The sequence below is a fragment of the Mycobacterium sp. genome (genome assembly GCF_008709575.1).
Taxonomy (GTDB): domain Bacteria; phylum Actinomycetota; class Actinomycetes; order Mycobacteriales; family Mycobacteriaceae; genus Mycobacterium.
The window spans coordinates 1-852 of record NZ_VYIK01000233.1 but is presented as its reverse complement, the minus strand read 5'-3'; the positions used below and the strand labels follow the sequence as shown (position 1 = coordinate 852).

The 852-nt window shown below is 64.3% G+C and carries 1 pseudogene; it reads left to right on the top strand.

Features of this window, described 5'->3' with window-relative positions:
* Window positions 1-439: 439 nt before the first annotated feature.
* Window positions 440-852: pseudogene (locus F6Q13_RS18130) on the top strand (hypothetical protein); the annotation flags it as partial.

The following is an 852-nucleotide window of genomic DNA, read 5'->3' as shown; positions in this document are numbered from 1 at the left end:
CGAGGAACGTCAAACGGGTTTCCGCGGATGGTTCATCCAGGGCCACGTCGAGCAACCGCAAATCGTCCAGCAGGCACTGACCAGACGGCGGCACCGTTCGACGCCGGTGATGTCGGTGCTGCATGGTCGATCCCGCATCGCGGTTAGCCTCGATTCTCGGGAGGGGTAGGGGGTTGGTGACCCGCACTGGCCTGGGGCCGTGATGGGCCGCGGTTCTGCTGGTAGATGGCTTGCTTGGGTAGCAGTTCACCAACTAACCTCAATGAGTTTACCAGAACCAACCTGTTTTATCTGGGTAGCTATACTTCGCAGTCGGTAGACCGCTGACCCTGGATCACATGTATGTAATTCATTAGCGGACAGGAACATGCTCCGCGTGGCACACAGCCCGGGTACGGATATAGCTCTAACATATGTGCATGTTGTTCAAGGAAACCAGTTGAGGCCCGGGGCGGAGTACTTCACCCAACCCGGCGGTGCAGGCCAGCGCCGCTACGAGGCGCTGCGCGCCTACTTCGTCGAGGACGCCACGGCCCCTGAGATCGCCGACCGGTTCGGCTATTCCACCGCCTCGGTGCATCAGATGGCCACCCTGCTGCGCACCGGCAAGCTCGCACCGTTCGTCGAGGCCAAACCCGGCCCGAAGGGCCCACGCAAGGCCACCGCCGCGGTGCGGGAAAAGGTGCTGGCGTTGCGTGCAGGCGGGCGCAGTGTCGGCGAGATCGCCGCCGTGCTGGCCGAGCAGGGCACGCCGATCTCGGCGCAGACGGTGTGGAGCATCTTGGATGAGGCCGGGCTGCCCCGGTTGGCCCGGCGCGACGACACCCGCCGCGGCAGCCCCGCGAAACTGGA